This window comes from Microcoleus sp. FACHB-831 (assembly GCF_014695585.1).
GTDB lineage: Bacteria > Cyanobacteriota > Cyanobacteriia > Cyanobacteriales > FACHB-T130 > FACHB-831.
This window is the reverse complement of the sequence record NZ_JACJON010000034.1, coordinates 1-15,506: the sequence shown is the minus strand read 5'-3', so window position 1 is coordinate 15,506 and position 15,506 is coordinate 1. Positions and strand designations below refer to the sequence as shown.

Genomic DNA, 15,506 nt, shown 5'->3' with positions numbered 1-15,506 from the left:
ATGTCCGAACTGTTCCAAGCTGTGCTAGACAGCGATCAAAAAAGCGATCTGCGCCAGTTTGTCAGCGACCTGCGCCATCAAGAAAAGCGCTACTTGCTGCGTAACGACATCCTCAACGCCTTCTCTGCATATTGTGCCAATCATGAGAAGCCTGAATATTTTTACCAATCCTCGAATTTAGGTAAATTAATTTATTACACTCAAGAAATAATTTTGGAGGAGCCAAACGCCTACCTAATTGTGCGCCCAAAAATTGCTTCGCAAGAAGTTTATCGGCTGACAGAAGATTTGAAAGTTGAGCCGATGACGGTGCAGGAGTTGCTCGATTTGCGCGATCGCTTTGTGAACCGCTTCCATCCCACCGAAGGCGACCTATTAGAGCTAGATTTTCAGCCATTTTACGACTATACCCCCACGATTCGCGACCCCAAAAACATAGGTAAGGGGGTGGAATATCTCAACCGATATTTATCTAGCAAACTTTTTCAAGACCCGCGACAATGGCAAGAGGGTTTGTTTGATTTCTTGCAGGTTCACCGATGCAACACCACCCAATTGATGATCAACGGGCGGATTGAATCGCAACAGCAGCTATCGGAGCGCGTTAAAAAAGCGATAACATTTGTAAGCGATCGCCCCGCCGACCAACCTTACGAAGCATTCCGCTATGAATTGCAAGCTATGGGCTTTGAGCCTGGTTGGGGGAATACCGCAGCACGGGTAGGAGAAACTTTAGAAATTCTCGATGAACTCATCGACTCGCCAGATCACCAAACCTTAGAAGCCTTTATCTCCCGCATCCCGATGGTCTTTAAGATCGTCTTGGTTTCTCCTCACGGGTGGTTTGGCCAAGAGGGAGTTTTAGGGCGTCCCGACACTGGGGGACAGGTGGTTTACGTCCTAGATCAAGCCAAGAGTTTAGAAACGCAACTGCAAGAAGATCTAAAACTGGCTGGCTTGGATGTCATGGGCGTTCAGCCAAAAGTTATTATCCTCACCCGCTTAATTCCTAATAACGATGGCACGCTTTGTAACCAGCGTCTGGAGAAAGTTCACGGCACAGATAATGCCTGGATTTTGCGCGTGCCGTTAAGGGAATTTAATCCCAACATGACTAATAGCTGGATATCCCGGTTTGAGTTTTGGCCGTATCTGGAAACCTACGCTATCGATTCAGAAAAAGAACTGTTAGCAGAATTTCAAGGCAAGCCAGATCTAATTGTTGGCAATTATTCCGATGGTAATTTGGTCGCTTTCTTATTGGCACGCCGCCTGAAGGTAACTCAGTGCAATATTGCCCACGCTCTAGAAAAGTCTAAATATTTGTTCAGTAACCTTTACTGGCAAGATTTGGATGAAAAGTATCATTTCTCGCTACAATTCACAGCGGATTTGATTGCAATGAATGCTGCTAATTTCATCATCAGCAGTACTTACCAAGAAATTGTGGGAACGGCGGATAGCGTTGGGCAATATGAGTCTTACAAATGTTTCACAATGCCGGATTTGTACCATGTGGTCAGCGGGATTGAGCTATTTAGCCCTAAGTTCAACGTGGTTCCTCCTGGGGTAAATGAGGCTTACTATTTCCCCTACTCGCGCATGGAAGATCGGCTTAGTAGCGATCGCGCCCGTCTCGAAGAAATACTCTTTACCCTAGAAGACCCATCTCAGGCATTTGGTAAGCTGGACGATCCTAGCAAGCGCCCGCTTTTTTCAGTTGCGCGTCTCGACCGAATTAAAAACCTCACTGGCTTGGCAGAATGCTTCGGTAAAAGCAAGGAATTACAAGAACATTGCAACTTAATTCTAGTTGCAGGTAAGCTGCGAGTCGAGGAATCGGGGGATAACGAAGAACGCGACGAAATTGTAAAACTCTACCGGATTATTGACGAGTACAATCTGCACGGTAAAATCCGCTGGCTGGGCGTGCGCTTGTCTAAAACTGACTCCGGCGAAATTTACCGAGTTATTGCCGATCGCCAGGGTATCTTTGTACAACCTGCCTTGTTTGAAGCTTTCGGTTTGACGATTTTAGAAGCTATGATTTCCGGCTTGCCAACATTTGCAACTCAGTTTGGTGGCCCCTTGGAAATTATTCAGGATAAGTTTAATGGGTTTTACATTAACCCAACGCACTTAGAAGAGACAGCAGAAAAAATTCTAGAGTTTGTCTCGAAGTGCGACCACAATCCCAACTACTGGTATGAAATTTCCACGCGAGCCATTGACCGAGTTTACAGCACTTATACCTGGAAAATTCACACTAATAAGCTGCTAACTTTGGCGCGGATTTATGGCTTCTGGAACTACACCTCGAAAGAAAACCGCGAAGATTTGCTACGCTACCTTGAGGCATTGTTTTATTTGATTTACAAGCCAAGAGCGCAAGCACTGCTAGAGCAGCAAAAGCATCGCTAAAGAGATTCCCAGCCTCCTTTTTCCTCGTTACCAGGTTCAACCTGGTAACGAGAATCTATGGGCTGCTGCCTCAATAAAGGGGGCTGGGGCGATCGCATAATGTGTTTTTTACTTAGGTAGCTGACTTAAAGCGTACCAAGTCTTACGACCGACAATTCCATCTGCCAATAGTTTTTCTCTAGTTTGAAAGCCTTTTACTGCATACTCTGTGCGATCGCCAAATACCCCGTCAACTCCTACGGCGTTACCCCCATTCAGCAACAGCAGTTGCAGGATTCTGACAGCAACACCAGTGTCACCGCGACGTAGAAGCGGCATAGCATCGGTGTCAGTACTCTTTTTGCGGTCGTTGTTGGTTTGATTGATAGATTGCATGGTTAATATTTGGTAATTTGGGGTTCAAAAATGTGAATGAGTAGATTAAATAACACCCTATTTGTTTGCACTTACGAGAATGCGATCGCTCTTAAATATCTCGTTCAAAACTAGCCAAAGCCAGCCAAGTTTTTGGCCCGACAAGTCCATCAGCCAAAAGGTTACAGCTACGCTGGAAAGTTTCCACAGCATCTTCTGTTTTCTTTCCGAAGATGCCATCATTGCTAACTTGATATCCTCTATCAAAGAGAAACCTTTGGAGAATTTTTACGGCTAAACCAGAGTCACCACGACGCAGGTTAGGCATTTTGGGGGTTTCAGTTTTGGTCTGATTGATAGATTGCATGGTCAGTATTTGATAATTTGTGTTTGTTTCGACTCTTTCAATGTAGTGTTGATGGCCAATCTCCCACCTCACCGATTCGGGTAGATTAAATATCACCCTAATTGCTCATCCTTTAGGGTGATGTTATTGCTCTGGCGGATTAGATAAGTGCTGCCAGTTGCACCTAGTTTCCCCTGCTAACTCTGTTGTAAATAAGCCGCACACCTCGCGATCGCCTTCACAAGTAGAAAACGCGAAGCATCGTTGGCAAAGAGCTAAAGCTAAAAGGCTCTTTGTCAAGAAAATATTAAGCGTGTAGTGTATATTAACGCAGTACACGCACCATTTAAATAATAAAAATTAAGTCTGATATAGTAGTGAATCCGCAACCGTAATAATTTAAAGTAAAAAGAAATACCATCAGCATAAAGCCAGGGTATTGAATAAAGATGCTGCGTCTTTTTTCCTATCTAATAATTGGAGACAACAGCAGCACAACAAATTATTCCTTTGGTTTCTTTGGTAATATTTTAGCTATTTCACCCGCCAAACCTTGATTGTGTTGTCATAACTACCGCTAGCTAAAGTCCTTCCATCTTGGCTGATAGTAAGGGCATAAACCGAGCTTGAATAACCGCTGAGAGTGCGGATTTCTTTGCCAGTGTTCAGAGCCCAAATTTTGATAGTACCGTCTTGGCTAGCGCTGGCAACACTCTCCCCATCGGGGCTGAGTGCTATTGCATAAATTAAGTCTAAATGCCCTTTAAGAGTGCGGAGCAATCGACCAGTAGAAAGGTTCCAAACTTTGAGCGTATGATCCGAACTGCCACTGACAAGAGTTTGTCCATCAGAGCTAATGGCGACGGAATTAACCCAATTTACGTGCTTTTTTAGGGTACGAATTTCTTGCCCGGTAGAAAAATCCCAAACTTTGATTGCCTTGTCCTGGCTTCCACTGACAATAGTTCTCCCATCGGGGCTGATGGCGACGGAATTAACTGAGTCTGTATGTCCCGCAAGGGTGCGAATTTCTCGTCCGGTGTAAATATCCCAAATTTTGATCGTGTGATCCAAACTACCGCTGACGAGGGTTCGCCCTGAAGGACTTACAGCGAGGGAAACAATTGCGTCTGAATGTCCATTTAGGGTGCGAGCGATCTGACCAGTGGAAAGGTTCCAAATTTTAATTGTCCTGTCCTCACTACCACTAGCGAGAAGCTGCCCCGAGGGGCTAACTGCAAGGGACATTACCGCGCGTGAATGCCCATTTAGGCTGCCCCTGACTCTACCTGTGGAAAGATTCCAGAGTTTGATGGAGTTGTCCCGGCTGCCACTAATAAGAGTCTGTCCGGAAGGGCTAATGGCGACAGCATTAACCCAATTTAAATGCCCCCTCAAGATGCCGTATAGTTGAGCATCTTGCCAATAGTTTGAGTATATTTGAGAACCCCGAACTCTCGGTGCTTCAATGACAATCTCGCGGGCATGAATAGCAACGCCAGGAGCGATTACTGTTGCGATCGCTCCTAGCGTAGCGATTAAATTCTTTGTGCGAACCGAAACCATAAAACTTATAGCCTGCTGGAGACAAACATTAGACTGGGTGATAGTAGAATGCCAACCCTAAAATTGTGTAAGTTGCTAACAGCAGAGTCCCTTCCAACCAGTTAGAGCGTCCGTCTACTGTAACTAAGTTGGCCACTACAACTGCTATACCAACAGCCACTACCTGAAACGGATCGAAGTCAAGATCCATTGGTTGGCCAATTGCCTGTCCTACCAAAACTAAAAGAGGAGCTACGAACAGAGCAATTAAAAGACTAGAACCCATGGCGACGGAAACAGAAAGATCCATTTTATTTTTTACTGCTACCGTCACAGCAGTTACATACTCGGCTGCGCCACCAACTAAGGGCAGAAGAATCACCCCCGTAAAGAGTGGACTTAGCCCTAATCCAGCAGTTGCTTCTTCCAAGGCTCCAACTAATAATTCCGATTCAACTGCTACTACTGTAGTAGATGCTAATAGCACAGCTATCCACAATCCTAGATTAGGCTTATGACTCGTTTCCTCTGGTAAAGTTCCTTTTGATGTTGCTTCAGATCCTTGCTCCCCATCGCCAACTTCTACAACAGCCACATCATAAAGGTAGCTGTGGGTGCGTAAAGAAAACACTAGAGTTAAAATGTAAACTACCATTAGCACGACGGCTACGGCGATCGAAAAATTGCGAATCGTTGCTGGTTCAACTAAGTTTGAGGTAGATATCACCGCAGCGGGCAGACAAATTGCGATCGCGGCTAATGTCATTGAGGAAGCATTTACCCGCGCCACCACTGGCTGAAATTCTTGCTCTTTATAACGGATGCCTCCTAAAAACATGGAAAGTCCCATGACTAGGAGTAAATTACTGATAATAGTTCCCGTCAGACTGGCTTTAACAATGTCAACCAAGCCTTCTTTAAGGATGACTAAGGCAATAATTAACTCAGTTGCATTGCCAAAAACTGCATTTAATAAAGCTCCAATTGATGGCCCAGTTACTACAGCAATTTCTTCTGTAGCAGTGCTTAACCAGATAGCTAGAGGAAGGATAGCTAAAGCAGAAGTGATAAATATTGTTAACGCACTCCACTCTAGAAAGTGAGCCGCTATTGAAATTGGTACAAAGACTAACAGAGCAAAAGAGATAATCTTTTTGATTCCCATAGCAAGTTTTGTTTTGATTAACTTAGCTGTAGTACAAGCAATGCATTTAAGTATATTACACTAAGCTTTGTTACTAAGAAAGTTGTTTGAATGCAACTCGCTATAAGCTAAATAACAGATGCATATTAATTTATCTGTCAGCTGTGGGTTATTTCCTACTAAGGATAGTTGACGAAAATAAAAAATAAAAGAATTAATTCTTATCCAGATAATCTAAAGCAATGAAGACAGCATTATAATCAAATGGCGATATGACTATGCTTCAAAGAAGAAATGCAAAAAGGCGATCGCTCTAAGTGTACCAAGAGCGATCGCCTCAATAATTTTATATTTGGTTACGACATAAAAGTGATGCACCCTAACCGCAACATACCGACAAACAGTTGCTTAGTGGGGGATTTTACTCAACTCGTACCAAGTTTTAGCACCCACAATCCCATCTGCTAGCATCTTGCGATCGCGTTGGAAAGTAATTAGAGCAGCCTTTGTTTTCGGCCCAAATATGCCATCAACTCTCAACTGTAGCAGACGCTGGAGGGTTTTCACCGCAGAACCCGTGCTACCTTCGCGCAGTTCTGGCATATCAACGGGCGCACCAGTAAACAGTGCTTGCCAGGTTTTAGCACCCACAATGCCATCTTCTAGCAGAAAAACGCGGTTTTGGTATGATTTAACGGCATTCTCTACTGGAATATCGAAAATATCATCGAAGGGAGTGGCGTAATATCCCCAATGAGCCAGTAGCTGTTGCAATTCGATAACAGCGCGATCGCGAACTCCGCGTTTCAGTACAGGCTTTTTGAGTGCAGTGCTAGCAGCGTCTTGAGAACTCAGGGCATCAAACTTATTGATGGATTGCATGATTTATACTCCGGGAAAACTTTGTCTCTACATTTCCAAAGTAATCGCCGCATCCATGCTTCCCCTTCGCCCTATTAGGTGTATTTGAACTCATCCTAGATGGTCGCCCATAAGCATGAGGTGATGCACTCTAAATTAAAGCTACGCGATCGCAATACCCCTTCTTAAATTTTGACTTACTTACTTCTGCAAGCGCCAAAACTTTATGGTGTTGTCGTAACTGCCACTGACAAGAGTCTCCCCATCCGGGCTAAACACAACCGACCGCACATGATCGGAATGCCCTGTAAATGTGTTTAGCAGTTCGCCAGTTTGCACGTTCCAAAGCTTGCTCGTGTAGTCTGCACTGCCACTAGCAAGAGTCTTGCCATCGGGGCTGAAAGCAACCGACCGAACCCAATCTTTATGACCGTTAAGAGTATGGCGAATTTTACCCTGGGAAATATCCCAAAGTTCAATATCACCCTCTGCACTACCGCTTGCCAGCGTTCGCCCATCGCTGCTGATAGCAAGAGTCAAAATCCTCTCAGTATCGCCCTTGAGGCTTTTTCTCAATTCTCCAGTCTTCAGATCCCACAGCTTGATGGTGTTGTCATAACTGCTACTTCCCAGAGTCGCACCATTCGGACTAAAGGCAACAGCAAAAATCCAAGCTGAATGGCCCTTGAGGGTGCGGACGACTTCTCCTGTATTGAGATCCCACAGCTTAATTGTTTTGTCATAGCTGCTACTGGCGAGGGTTTTACCATCCGGACTAAAGGCAACAGAAGATACCCAAGCTGAATGCCCCTTAAGGGTGCGGACGAGTTCTCCTGTCTTGAGATCCCACAGCTTGATGGTGTTGTCTGCACTGGCACTGGCAAGGGTTTCCCCCGACGGGCTGATAGCGACGGAATTCACTCCATGTGAATGTCCTCTCAGAGTGTTTTTCAATTGTCCGTTGCCCATTTTCCACAGATAAATCGTGCCATTTTGATTTCCGCTAGCGATGGTCTGCCCATCGGCACTGATGGCGATCGCATTAACTCCGCGTAAATTTCCAACGGGTGTTTCCAACCGAGAAATTTTTTGCTGCGAAACCTTTTCTATAGGAGATGAAATTAGTTGAGAATGTAAGTCTTCTGCGTCTGGTGAAACCCATAGCGATGACTGCAAAAAGGGGTTATCTGCAACATAGTTATAGAGTGTAGTTAGTGTTAATCCCAGCAGCAGCATCGAGCAGCTGATCGCCAGGTACTTTTTGGACTTTGCCGCTTTTGTCCGCAGTTTTTTGATTCCAACAAAACCACCACGAGAAGGCGATCGCCCCCTCTTACCCCCAGAGCCACCCTCATGCGTCTGAGTAGATAACTCCGGTAAATGGCTCGTTAGGTCAATAGCCTCCAAGCAATGCAAAATCATCTGAGCATTGTGAGGGCGATTGCCTGCAAAAGGAGCCATCAAATGATCGAGCAAATTTGCCAGCGGTCTTGAAACTTGCAGCGCATAATCGCGCCAAAGCAACTCACCCGTGCGCGAGTTTTCCGGAACGTCATAAGGAGATTTACCCGTCAGTAAATAAATAAAGGTACGTCCCAAAGCAAAAAAATCCGATTGCGGAACTGCTTTACCGTTGGCTTGCTCCATTGGCGTGTAGCCTGGTGAAACTATCCCCGTGACATCTCGCCCCCCACCAACTTTCACCAGATAAGTCAGAGTCATTTCCCTAGCACTGCCAAAGTCTATTAACGCCAGCTGTCCGTTGGGACGCAGCATGATGTTGGATGGCTTTATGTCTCGGTGAAAATAAAGTTGCTCGTGTACTTGATGCAAAATTTCAGTTAGCTGACGCAGCCAGATAATTGCTTGCCCTTGGGAGAGGGGTTCGTTATTCCTCTGCAAAAACCACTGCTCTAGATTTATTCCCTCAATTTTTTCCATTACCAGGCAGTGCAGCGGCGACTGGCTATCTTTGGGGAAAAAGGTGAAGTACCCGTCTGGCTCAACTTTAGGTATGCCGGGATGATTTAGCTGACTTAATACCCTGGCTTCTTGCTGAAATAGGGAAACAGCCTTGGGAGAATTTACTAGGAGGACTTTTAAAACTTTTGTTGTCCCCAGATCGTCAATTTCGTAGGTTTTGCCAAAGCCTCCTTCCCCTAGCAGGCGAATCACTCGATAGCGCTGTTGCAGCAGTAACTGGGTGCCGCACTGGCGACAGATGGGATTATTGGCGTTCAGAGGATCGCCTGGATTGGGGCAGGTGGGATTAAGGCAGAGCTGCATGGGAGGCGAGGGTGTGGTCGTATTTACTTAATATGATGGCGATCGCGTACCCTCTGCACATCGGTATATTTAACTAATTCAGTAGCAGTCAAAAGAAAGACAAAAGGCAAAAGCCTCTTTCTCTTTCTTTTGCCTTTATATCCTTTGCGGGAAGCTTCGCCCTTTCTAGTTTTACCCCATTGCCACCATTACGGGATGGAAATAAAAGGCGAGTCCCAAAACCAAATATGCCGCCAAGAGCAATGTGCCTTCCAGCCAGTTCGACCGACCATCAGAACTAATAGAATTGGCAATCAAGACGGCCACTGAAACGGCTACTAGCTCAAACGGATTAAATTCTAAATCCATTGGTTTACCCATCACCCAGCCTGCCAGAACCAATACAGGCGCTACAAACAGGGCAATTTGCAGGCTAGAACCCAGTGCAACGGAGACGCTTAGATCCATCTTGTTTTTCATCGCCACAGTCACAGCAGTGGCGTGTTCCGCAGCATTGCCAATAATCGGCACTAAGATCACCCCGGTAAACAATGCCGACAGCCCTAGCTGGTTTGTGGCTTCTTCTAGAGTACCTACGAGCAGTTCTGACTCATATGCCACAAGGAGAGTAGCTCCTAGTAGCACCCCAATCCACAGCGTAAGATTAACTTCACCTTTGGGGTCGTCTGGAGCCAAATTTGCCTCGGCTAACTCAGCTGGGTCCATCTCCGCTAAACCCACATCGTAGAGATAAGTGTGAGTTTTCATTGAAAATAGCAGTGTCAAACCGTAGACTGCGATTAACACAAAGGCAACAGCGATTGAAAGCTGCTGGATGGCGACTCGATCGATCCCCGTCGAGGTGAAGTCCATCGCCGAGGGCAGCAAAATCGCAATCACGGCCAAATTCATGGAGGAAGCATTCACCCGCGCCACAATCGGCTGAAATTCCTGCTCTTTGTAGCGCAGTCCCCCCAGCAGCATGGAGAAACCCATTACTAGGAGCAAGTTGCTGATAATCGATCCGGTGATGCTGGCTTTGACGACATCCATCAGCCCAGCGTTGAGGGCAACTAGGGCAATAATGAGTTCTGTCGCGTTGCCAAAGGTGGCGTTTAACAACCCTCCCATTGAGGGGCCGAGAACAACGGCGATTTCTTCGGTTGCTGTGCCCATCCAGGCGGCAAGGGGGATGATCCCCAGACAGGCTGTGATGAATATAATAGCCGCTCCCCAGTGTAGAAAGTGCGCTGCGATGGATACAGGGATGAACACCAATAGAAGGGAAATGAATGTGTTTAGGTTTAACATCAAGATTTTTCGTGTCTTGCAGCAGTCTCGAATCAGACTCTAGGATAATCGCTTAGCTGGCGCGATCGCCCCTTAAATATTCATTCTTTTGGTGGTTGCCTCCGTAATCTGCTGATAGGAAACTCTATCGAGTGAAGTAAATTTAGCAAAGGCGCTATTGTCTCACTTATCAGCCAAAAGACAAATTAATTACACTATAAATTTGTTTTTGGATTGCGGGATCGATACATTTTATGTAACGAAATCTTAATTTATTAACCCATTAGGTAGATATTGCAAAGTATTAATGCAAATCCGTCAATTGGCGGTTATGCTAACCCAAAGCGTGGGGTTTAATGTGTTAAGTTGCAGTTAAATTAGTAGCGCTTTGATCCCCACACCCATCGCTCCAGTGAGTTTTAAATGGGAAAATGGATTTAAACGCCTGCCGGAATGCTGATTGGCTGTAACGCGCGATGCTTCTAGGCCGCAAGGCTACGCGATCCCACCAATTTTGATTGCAACCCATAGTCTTCGATCTCGATTTTTTAACCGAGTCTGCTCTTAGTAGCGCAGTCGGGGCGGGCTTCAATTTGTGGATGTAAATAAATTATTCGATTTGGATGAAAAGCATGAATTCAGCTGCTGATATCGCATCTTCAATAGCTAAGAACGATGTTTCTGCCCATCTAGGCCCCGATCCCTTAAAAACGGCTACGGGTGTTTACGTTACAGTACACGGCCATTTTTACCAGCCACCCCGCGAAAACCCTTATCTAGACGCTATTGAACGTCAACCGAGTGCGTCTCCTTTCCATGACTGGAACGAACGCATACATCACGAATGTTACCGCCCCAATGCTTTCGCGAGGATCTTGAATGACTATGCGGACGTTGTGGGGATCGTTAATAACTATGAGTATTTGAGCTTCAACATCGGTGCGACGCTGATGAGCTGGCTGGAACGCTACGATGTTGAAGTGTATCAAAAAATACTAGAAGCTGACCGCAAAAGTGCCGAGCGCCTTAACGGGCACGGAAATGCGATCGCTCAAGTATACAACCACATCATCATGCCCCTGGCTAACGAGCGCGACAAATACACCCAAATTCGCTGGGGTATAGAAGATTTCCGTTCGCGCTTTGGTCGTATGCCCGAAGGTATGTGGCTGGCGGAAACCGCTGTAGACTATCCCACCCTAGAGGTGCTAGTAGCAGAAGGTATTAAATTTATCATCCTCGCTCCCTCTCAAGCACAGAGGTGTCGGATGATACCAACAGATGAACAGCCCGTAACCCAGTGGCTGGAGGTAGGCGGCTCTCAGATCGATCCCACACGCCCCTATCGCTGTTACCTAAAGGCAACCCTCAGCAATAGCGACCCACTCAGCACTAGCTCGACATTCGCCAGCAACGACGACACAACAGACACGCCATATATAGATATATTTTTCTATGACGGGCCGATATCGCGGGATATGGGTTTTAATGATGTCCTCAGCAGTTCCCATCACTTAGTCGGTAGGATAGGGCAAGCGGTGCGCGGGGATAATCGCCCCTCCCAGCTAATTTCTGTCGCCACAGATGGAGAAACCTTCGGACACCACAAGGGAGGAACTGAGAAGTGCCTAGCCTACGCATTCACAGAAGAGTTTCGCAGTCGCGGTTGGACTGTTACCAACTTTGCCCACTACCTCAGCATCAATCCCCCAACTTGGGAAGTAGAACTGAAGCCAGTCACAGCATGGAGTTGCGCTCACGGCGTTGACCGCTGGCAAGAAGATTGTGGTTGCGGCGGGGGCGGTAGTTGGAATCAAAAGTGGCGGCGTCCGTTGCGGAACGCGCTGAATTGGGTGCGAGATCAGCTAGTGCCGATTTTTGAAGAAACTGGACGCAAGTTCTTCCGCGATCCCTGGCTGGCGCGAGATGAGTATATAAAAGTAATCCGCGATCGCTCTCCTGCTAATATTGACCGCTTCCTCACCCGTCATCGAGTACGCAAACTCAGCCCCGCCGAACAAATAGACGCCCTGCGCCTATTGGAAATGCAGCGCCACGCCCTGCTGATGTACACCAGTTGCGGTTGGTTCTTTGAAGAACTATCCCGCCCAGAAGGGGTGCAAATTCTCCGCTATGCCTCCCGCGCTATAGAACTGGCTGGCGATGTCGCTGGAGTGCAGCTAGAAAAAGGATTTCTCAAACGGCTGGGTATGGCTCCCAGCAATGTGGAATTCTTTAAACACGGCGCTGAAGTTTATCGCCAATTGGTGCTATCGGCTCAGATTAGCTTCAAGCAAGTGGCAGCGCAATACGCCATCAGTTCGCTATTTACAACGTATCCCCAGCAACAGCGGCTCTACTGCTACGATGTCCATCAGCTAGATTACCAGTTGCAACGCATGGGATCGCTGACTGTTGCAGTCGGACAAGTGCGGATGGTTTCAGAAATTACTTGGGAAAGCGAACATTTGGTGTTCGCCGTGCTGCATCTAGGTGGCTGGGATTTCCACTGCTGCATTCAAACTTTCGCAGGTCGTCGCGCTTACAGTCAGTTGAAAGATAAAGTATTTGCATCGCTAAAACAAGCGAGTGCTGCCCATGCAATTTTGGCGATGTCCGAGTTGTTTGGCAATCAGTCGTTTAGCTTGCAGAACTTGTTTGCCGAAGAACGGCACCGGATCATGCGGCTATTGAGTCAGGAAACTCTAGCACGGCTGGATAAACTGTATGCACAGGTTTACCGGGATAACTACGGCGTGCTGATGGCGTTCCAGCGAGATGAGTTGCCAGTCCCGCAAGAGTTGCAGGTAGCGGCTGAGGTGGCGTTGGGGCATCGGTTCCTCAAATCTTTAAGGGCGCTGGAGCAAGAAACTGGGGAAGCGCAACAGATTAATCGTCATTTGGCAGAATTAGAGGCGATCGCTACTGAGGCAAACAATCTGCGGTGTAAGTTGAATATGCCAGAAGCACGTCCAACTTTGGAGCGGTTAATATTGCGATCGCTGTGGAACTTGTTGCACGATGCTAACCCAACTACGTTAGCTGGCGATGTTCAAAGATTGCAGCGGATGATTGAAGTGAGCGATCGCTTGAATCTTGGTTTATCTCTCGACCGCTGCCAGGAACTTTACTTTAGCTGTCTCCAGAGCCATATTGTGCCGCAGTGTCTTGAGGCTCTTCAATCCCAGCCGGGGGATAATTTTGGCGATGCTGCTATGCCAGAAACTCTAACTCGCATTGCAGTTTTGCGAAGCCTCCTACAATTGGGACAAAAGTTAGCTGTCGATGTTAGCGTTTGGTTCAACCAGATGGCTTAGAAGTCAAAACATTTTCAGGCATAGCCTGCTAACGAGGGCAAAAGTAAAAGAAATATCTTTTACTTTTGCCTTTTTAATTTTTAGTTACTAAAGATCGAAATGACGGCGGAAGCGGGGATCTAACTTGTCTGTTTTCTGCTGGTTGCAGGTGAGGCAAAGGGAGTGCAGGTTGCTGATATCGTTGCTGCCACCACGCGCTAGGGGTATGATGTGGTCGATGCTGAGGTTAGTTTCTAGCTTAGTTTTACCGCAGCTGCGACATTGGTAGCGATCGCGCTCAAAAACATATTTCCTTACTTCTGGCGGTATGCGAATTCGGGGTGTCTTACTCATATAAAATACTCCTGTACACGCGATCCCATGCTGCAATGTCTACTGAAACTAACCCACAGACTGAAACAACTACAGGCGCTGATGCTATCGATGTAGCTATAGCCAAGGGAGTTGATTTTGATGGCTCTCCAATTCCTACAGCCAAACTAGAACTTTATAACAAAGTAATGGGTTTGGAGGCTGGACGGCAGCGCAGCGGCGTATCTAATACAATGCGCTCTAGAATAGTCCGCATTGGAGCAAAGCACATTCCTCAAGACGAACTCAATCAGATGCTAACAGCCGCCAACTTTGCCCCGTTGAAAGATAAAGAGATTGCTTTTTACTATAGCGGTAAATAGTACCCTTCTTTCGTTCCCAGGCTCCACCCTTCTCTCGTTCCCAGGCTCCCGCCTGGGAACGTTGATCGGGAGGCTCCCGCCTCCAGCCGGAATTTTTTTCTTGTTGAGAAAAGATGTTTTAGACAAGCATTAATACATAGGTCAAACTCTCTGGTTTCCCTACATGTAATAAAACTAGGGGGTAATTTGCTGAGTAACTTTACTATTAACTTTCTTGGTTAATCATTCGACGAATATCATCAAGTGGTGATTCTGCTTGGCTGATTTCTGGAACGTCAGGGCAGAACTCGAAGCTGACTTTAACTTTAACTTTCTTTTCAAGTTCACGCTCATTAGGAACAACTTCTACCCCAACCTGAAATCTAAGTTTTCCTTTTTGCCAGCTTGTACTTCCAAGTCTTAAAAATTCACAATCTATTCCATTAATAGGTGATTTCCAGGTAATTTCACCGGACTTAATTTGCATTTCACCTATAGCCATACTGCTAAGTTGGCTAATTTGGCTACCAGCTTCTCGCCTTTGAAACTCCTTACTCCATCGCTCTATAAAGTTACCCACTTTAAATGTATGTTGTGCAAATGCCAAAACATCATCATCATTACATTGCAGTACCTTAAATCCATCGGCCATATCAATTTATATTTATTGTAATTATCGTATTAACTATTATCCGCTAGGATTTCAGTTTTGCAAAGATATCTGGAAAATTCTATTATCGGGTACACAAACAAAATCATCTTGTAGGTTGGGTTGAAGCACGAAACCCAACATTGAGAATAGTGTAATTTTCCCTCTGACATCATATAAATAATTAAATACGTCTATTTAGGGGGTAGTTATTAATTTTACGGTTGACTTTCTTGGTTAATTATCCGACGAATATCATCAAGCGGTGATTGTGGTTGGCTAATTTCTGGCTCCTTGCTGGCTGGTGTTTCTGGAATTTCTGGTTCATCAGGAATAAATTCTACAGTAAGTTTTATTCTCATTTTTCCTTTTTTCCAGCCGTTAACACCAATTCTTAGAACTTCGCAATCTTTACCTTCACGAAACCACTTCCAGTTAGTCTTATATGCAGCACCACGACTAGGAATTTCATATATAGCGTTTACTACTCTAGTGAGGTACAGTAACAGGAGTGAGTAAACCAGTTACGGATATCTTGTAGAGACACTTTATTAAAAGCTTCTTCAATTGCTTTGGCTAAATCTGGATAATTTCTGGGACTGAGCGAACGTAGTATACTTTTGACTTTCGACCAACAATTTTCAATTGGTGAGAAATCGGG

At 45.9% G+C, this 15,506-nt stretch carries 13 protein-coding genes and 1 pseudogene; 3 read left to right on the top strand and 11 right to left on the bottom strand.

Features of this window, described 5'->3' with window-relative positions; translation table 11 throughout:
• Nucleotides 1-2,421, top strand: coding sequence for a sucrose synthase (locus H6F77_RS07125; protein ID WP_190486767.1), 2,421 nt, complete (start codon nt 1-3; stop codon nt 2,419-2,421).
• 108 nt (nt 2,422-2,529) lie between these two features.
• Here H6F77_RS07125 and H6F77_RS07120 read toward each other — a convergent pair whose 3' ends face one another.
• From H6F77_RS07120 to cax (H6F77_RS07090), 7 genes are all read right to left on the bottom strand, one after another.
• Nucleotides 2,530-2,796, bottom strand: coding sequence for a peptidoglycan-binding domain-containing protein (locus H6F77_RS07120; protein ID WP_190486764.1), 267 nt, complete (start codon nt 2,794-2,796; stop codon nt 2,530-2,532).
• Between the two features lie 91 nt (nt 2,797-2,887).
• On the bottom strand, nt 2,888-3,142 hold the full coding sequence (locus H6F77_RS07115) for a peptidoglycan-binding domain-containing protein (protein WP_190486762.1): 255 nt from the start codon (nt 3,140-3,142) through the stop codon (nt 2,888-2,890).
• Nucleotides 3,143-3,655: 513 nt separating this feature from the next.
• Complete coding sequence (locus H6F77_RS07110; RefSeq protein WP_190486760.1) at nt 3,656-4,687, bottom strand: WD40 repeat domain-containing protein; 1,032 nt, start codon at nt 4,685-4,687, stop codon at nt 3,656-3,658.
• Between the two features lie 28 nt (nt 4,688-4,715).
• Complete coding sequence (gene cax, locus H6F77_RS07105) at nt 4,716-5,831, bottom strand: calcium/proton exchanger (protein WP_190486758.1); 1,116 nt, start codon at nt 5,829-5,831, stop codon at nt 4,716-4,718.
• Between the two features lie 387 nt (nt 5,832-6,218).
• Nucleotides 6,219-6,692 (bottom strand): peptidoglycan-binding domain-containing protein, encoded by a 474-nt coding sequence (locus tag H6F77_RS07100; RefSeq protein WP_190486756.1) that lies wholly within the window; start codon nt 6,690-6,692, stop codon nt 6,219-6,221.
• Nucleotides 6,693-6,872: 180 nt separating this feature from the next.
• Nucleotides 6,873-8,957, bottom strand: coding sequence for a serine/threonine-protein kinase (locus H6F77_RS07095; protein WP_190486752.1), 2,085 nt, complete (start codon nt 8,955-8,957; stop codon nt 6,873-6,875).
• Nucleotides 8,958-9,128: 171 nt separating this feature from the next.
• Complete coding sequence (gene cax, locus H6F77_RS07090; protein WP_190486750.1) at nt 9,129-10,247, bottom strand: calcium/proton exchanger; 1,119 nt, start codon at nt 10,245-10,247, stop codon at nt 9,129-9,131.
• Between the two features lie 611 nt (nt 10,248-10,858).
• Between cax (H6F77_RS07090) and H6F77_RS07085 the strand changes: the two genes are divergently transcribed.
• A complete protein-coding gene (locus tag H6F77_RS07085; protein WP_190486748.1) occupies nt 10,859-13,543 on the top strand; it encodes a DUF3536 domain-containing protein in 2,685 nt (894 codons plus the stop codon).
• An 87-nt stretch (nt 13,544-13,630) separates the two neighbouring features.
• Here H6F77_RS07085 and H6F77_RS07080 read toward each other — a convergent pair whose 3' ends face one another.
• Nucleotides 13,631-13,876, bottom strand: coding sequence for an HNH endonuclease (locus H6F77_RS07080; RefSeq protein ID WP_190486746.1), 246 nt, complete (start codon nt 13,874-13,876; stop codon nt 13,631-13,633).
• Between the two features lie 35 nt (nt 13,877-13,911).
• On the opposite strand from H6F77_RS07080, the gene H6F77_RS07075 reads away from it, so the two are divergent.
• Nucleotides 13,912-14,217 (top strand): small RNA NsiR4-regulated ssr1528 family protein, encoded by a 306-nt coding sequence (locus H6F77_RS07075; protein WP_190486745.1) that lies wholly within the window; start codon nt 13,912-13,914, stop codon nt 14,215-14,217.
• 205 nt (nt 14,218-14,422) lie between these two features.
• Here H6F77_RS07075 and H6F77_RS07070 read toward each other — a convergent pair whose 3' ends face one another.
• The 3 genes and pseudogenes from H6F77_RS07070 to H6F77_RS27810 form a co-directional block, all read right to left on the bottom strand.
• Nucleotides 14,423-14,848 carry a KGK domain-containing protein gene (locus tag H6F77_RS07070; protein ID WP_190486975.1) on the bottom strand — a complete coding sequence of 142 codons (426 nt, stop codon included), beginning with the start codon at nt 14,846-14,848 and terminating at the stop codon, nt 14,423-14,425.
• A 215-nt stretch (nt 14,849-15,063) separates the two neighbouring features.
• On the bottom strand, nt 15,064-15,312 hold the full coding sequence (locus H6F77_RS07065; RefSeq protein WP_309228816.1) for a KGK domain-containing protein: 249 nt from the start codon (nt 15,310-15,312) through the stop codon (nt 15,064-15,066).
• A 17-nt stretch (nt 15,313-15,329) separates the two neighbouring features.
• A pseudogene (locus H6F77_RS27810) lies at nt 15,330-15,506 on the bottom strand (IS630-like element ISMae26 family transposase); the annotation flags it as partial.

Bases quoted from the DNA above. Each gene is read 5' to 3' on its own strand.
- H6F77_RS07125 (WP_190486767.1), top strand. From the start codon at position 1: ATGTCCGAACTGTTCCAAGCTGTGCTAGACAGCGATCAAAAAAGCGAT.
- H6F77_RS07120 (WP_190486764.1), bottom strand. From the start codon at position 2,796: ATGCAATCTATCAATCAAACCAACAACGACCGCAAAAAGAGTACTGAC.
- H6F77_RS07115 (WP_190486762.1), bottom strand. From the start codon at position 3,142: ATGCAATCTATCAATCAGACCAAAACTGAAACCCCCAAAATGCCTAAC.
- H6F77_RS07110 (WP_190486760.1), bottom strand. From the start codon at position 4,687: ATGGTTTCGGTTCGCACAAAGAATTTAATCGCTACGCTAGGAGCGATC.
- cax (WP_190486758.1), bottom strand. From the start codon at position 5,831: ATGGGAATCAAAAAGATTATCTCTTTTGCTCTGTTAGTCTTTGTACCA.
- H6F77_RS07100 (WP_190486756.1), bottom strand. From the start codon at position 6,692: ATGCAATCCATCAATAAGTTTGATGCCCTGAGTTCTCAAGACGCTGCT.
- H6F77_RS07095 (WP_190486752.1), bottom strand. From the start codon at position 8,957: ATGCAGCTCTGCCTTAATCCCACCTGCCCCAATCCAGGCGATCCTCTG.
- cax (WP_190486750.1), bottom strand. From the start codon at position 10,247: ATGTTAAACCTAAACACATTCATTTCCCTTCTATTGGTGTTCATCCCT.
- H6F77_RS07085 (WP_190486748.1), top strand. From the start codon at position 10,859: ATGAATTCAGCTGCTGATATCGCATCTTCAATAGCTAAGAACGATGTT.
- H6F77_RS07080 (WP_190486746.1), bottom strand. From the start codon at position 13,876: ATGAGTAAGACACCCCGAATTCGCATACCGCCAGAAGTAAGGAAATAT.
- H6F77_RS07075 (WP_190486745.1), top strand. From the start codon at position 13,912: ATGTCTACTGAAACTAACCCACAGACTGAAACAACTACAGGCGCTGAT.
- H6F77_RS07070 (WP_190486975.1), bottom strand. From the start codon at position 14,848: ATGGCCGATGGATTTAAGGTACTGCAATGTAATGATGATGATGTTTTG.